This window comes from Mobiluncus sp., assembly GCF_985070215.1.
Genome location: NZ_CFKZQR010000082.1, coordinates 1 through 2,779 on the forward strand (window position 1 = coordinate 1; position 2,779 = coordinate 2,779).

A 2,779-nucleotide genomic window follows, 5' to 3' on the forward strand; every position below is an offset into this window, starting at 1 on the left:
CCCCCGCCGCAACCTTGGGCACGGACGAGGAATCACGGCGGCTGTTCCGCCCCCCGCTCGTGTCTTGGGCACATTACGGTGCCGACTTTGTGGCGGCCGTGGAGAACCGAGCCTTGTGTGCCACCCAGTTCCACCCGGAAAAGTCCGGACCAGCCGGGGCTCGCGTGTTCTCAAACTGGTTAGAGATGCTCTAAAGTTGGCGGGTCGCAAAGATCCCGGAAAGGACTTTCATTGACGCAGATGGTGCTGTTACCAGCCATTGACTTGGTTGACGGAAAGGCGACCCGGTTAACCAAAGGCAAAGCCGGAACCGAAAAAGTTTACGGCGAACCCGCACAGGTCGCGGCGGACTTCCTGGCGGCTGGCGCCAAATGGTTGCACCTGGTCGACCTGGATGCGGCATTCGGGCGGGGTTCCAACGCCGACCTGGTGGAGTCGCTGGTGAAAGCCTATCCAGGTTTGAATATTGAGGTCAGCGGGGGATTGCGTGACGATGACTCGCTGTGCCGGATGCTCGATGCCGGAGCGGCGCGGGTAAACCTGGGTACTGCTGCCATCGAAAATCCCCAATGGTGCGCCACGACCATTGAGCGGTTCGGGCAGCGTATCGCAATCGGTTTAGACGTGCGCGGCGAGCGAGTCTGCGGTCGTGGCTGGGTCAGTGAAGGGCCGCTGCTGGACCAGATTGTGCGGGATTTGGACGCCTTGGGGTGTGCCCGCTACGTGGTGACGGATGTGTCGAAAGACGGTACCTTGACTGGGCCGAACCTGGAACTGCTGGCTCACGTGTGCCAATCCAGTTCGGCACAAGTCGTGGCGAGCGGGGGTGTGTCTGCCCTGCGCGACCTGCACGCCCTGCGGGACTTGGCGGGGGTACACCCAAACCTGGAGGGGGTCATCGTCGGCAAAGCCATCTATGAGCAACGTTTCACGGTAGCCGAAGCCTTGGCGAGACTGGTCGCGTGACGCTGTTGGGTTCTGTTTGAAAGTGCGGCAACATTCATGAAACACCTGGCGAGCAATCCTTACGCGTCAGATCGTGGTGATTTACTGCCCGGAACCGGGCGTGCCCTGGAACTGGCAGCTGCCAAAGATGTGGGGGCGGCGCAGGCTGAACTATTTTCAGCGCTGCAAACGGAACGCCTCATTGTGAAGGCTCCCGTGGCGGTTTCGGGGCGCTGCGAATCGCCATCATTTTCGTCCGTTTATGCTCCCTACGGGGCTGCCCTGCCAGTGTATTCCAGCGCGGCACGCTTTGCGGAGTTGAGGGATCCTCGACACCATCGACCGCTGCTGGTCAATCCCGCGCGAATAGCTTTGGCAGCGTTGGCTATTGAGGGATTTCTGTGGCTGGATGCCCCGGTGGCGCTGGGTGGCGCTACTCAGGCCAAGCCGTTGGCGCGTGACCCGGAGTGGATTCACGCCTATGCGCCCAGCATCATGCTGGGACCGCCCGCTTTGAATGCCCTGGCCAGCGGTGACGATTGGCTCCCTGCCTGGGAAGATGCCGAACTTGCGACACTGCTCTATTCACTTTCAGCCCATACGGGCGCCGAAATTGAGACCATCGCAGCCGGTCCGGCGGGAGGACTGGTCGTCACAGTCCGTACCGCAGGCGACCTCGACGCCGCGAAACTTGCCGTCAAACGCTTTTACAGATCCCTGTTGCGGTCGCCAGAAATCTCCCCACGCGCCACTTACGTGCAACTTCTCCCCATTCGCTGACGGCCGCCCTTGCTATCCACCCAGCCCCCGGAACCGAAACATCGCGACAGCTGTTCCTGGAAAATGAGTCTGGAGTAACAAAAAGTGTTTACAAAAAGGTACCGAAATCGGTACACTAAGAGGTGCCAAAGGAGGTTGTGATGAATTTCTATACGGCACGGGAACTGCGCACAACTCCAAAAACGCTGTGGGACGACTTAGAGAACGACGGGTCGGTGGTTATCACTAAAAACGGTAAACCGGCCGCGCTGATGATTGAGGTCGATGGCAGGACTCTCGAAGAAGCGCAATGGGCATACCGCCAGTTGCGGTTCAATGGTGCCCTGCACAGAATGCGGGCTCGTGCGGAATCGATGAATTTCCTGACTGAGCAGGAAATCGAGGATGAAATCGCTGCCGCCCGTAGAGAGATGCACGATGAAATCTGAGGCTGCCGGTCGTCTCGTGGTCATCGATACGAATATTCTGGTGTCCGCATTGTGGTCAAATCTAGGCGCTCCCAGGAAACTGCTTGATTATGTGGGTCAGATGGGCACGTTGAAACCCTGCTACGACGCCAGGATTATGAGGGAGTACACCGCGGTGCTGCATCGTCCGAAATTTTTGTTTGAGCCTGAGGAAATCGACGTGGTTCTCGAGGAAATCCGCCAGAATGGCTGGTTGATTGTGGAACCCGCAAGCGTCGACCGCTTCACAGGTCTTGACCGCGCCCAATTCCCCGATCAGGATGACATTGCTTTTGTCGAAGTCGCCGCCGCGGTGGGATGCCCGCTGGTGACGGGTAACCTCAAGCACTTTCCAGGAGTGTCTTTCGCTATTACCGTCCGCGAGTTCTTGGATGCCTGCAATCTTTAGACTCTCAAGGTTTCCTAACACCCGGTGACGCGACGTTACCGGATGTTGGCGGAAACGCTGGTGAACCCGACGCGGGGCGCTGGTGCTGCCAGCGCCGCACTGCCCTCGTGAGGGATCCTAAGCGTGGGGGATATCGCCCAGCCAGTCCACGACGTGCTGAATCAGGGCTTCGTCAAAGACATCGTCCGAGTGGTGTTCG

Annotated in this window: 4 protein-coding genes and 1 pseudogene; all 5 read left to right on the plus strand. The window is 59.0% G+C overall.

Translation table 11 applies throughout. The features are described 5' to 3' along the window. Window positions 1-194, plus strand: a pseudogene (locus AC5LBQ_RS09545) (imidazole glycerol phosphate synthase subunit HisH); the annotation flags it as partial. Window positions 195-231: 37 nt separating this feature from the next. Then, the gene (locus tag AC5LBQ_RS09550) at window positions 232-966 is read left to right on the plus strand and encodes a HisA/HisF-related TIM barrel protein (RefSeq protein ID WP_493265327.1); all 735 of its coding nucleotides are present in this window, start codon (window positions 232-234) and stop codon (window positions 964-966) included. A gap of 36 nt (window positions 967-1,002) precedes the next feature. Further along, window positions 1,003-1,725, plus strand: a complete 723-nt coding sequence (locus tag AC5LBQ_RS09555; protein ID WP_493265328.1) for a glycerophosphodiester phosphodiesterase — start codon at window positions 1,003-1,005, stop codon at window positions 1,723-1,725. A 140-nt stretch (window positions 1,726-1,865) separates the two neighbouring features. Then, window positions 1,866-2,153, plus strand: coding sequence for a type II toxin-antitoxin system Phd/YefM family antitoxin (locus AC5LBQ_RS09560; protein WP_493265329.1), 288 nt, complete (start codon window positions 1,866-1,868; stop codon window positions 2,151-2,153). Beyond that, on the plus strand, window positions 2,143-2,580 hold the full coding sequence (locus AC5LBQ_RS09565; protein ID WP_493265330.1) for a PIN domain-containing protein: 438 nt from the start codon (window positions 2,143-2,145) through the stop codon (window positions 2,578-2,580). Before AC5LBQ_RS09560 ends, AC5LBQ_RS09565 begins: the two co-directional genes overlap by 11 nt. The last annotated feature ends 199 nt before the right edge of the window (window positions 2,581-2,779 follow it).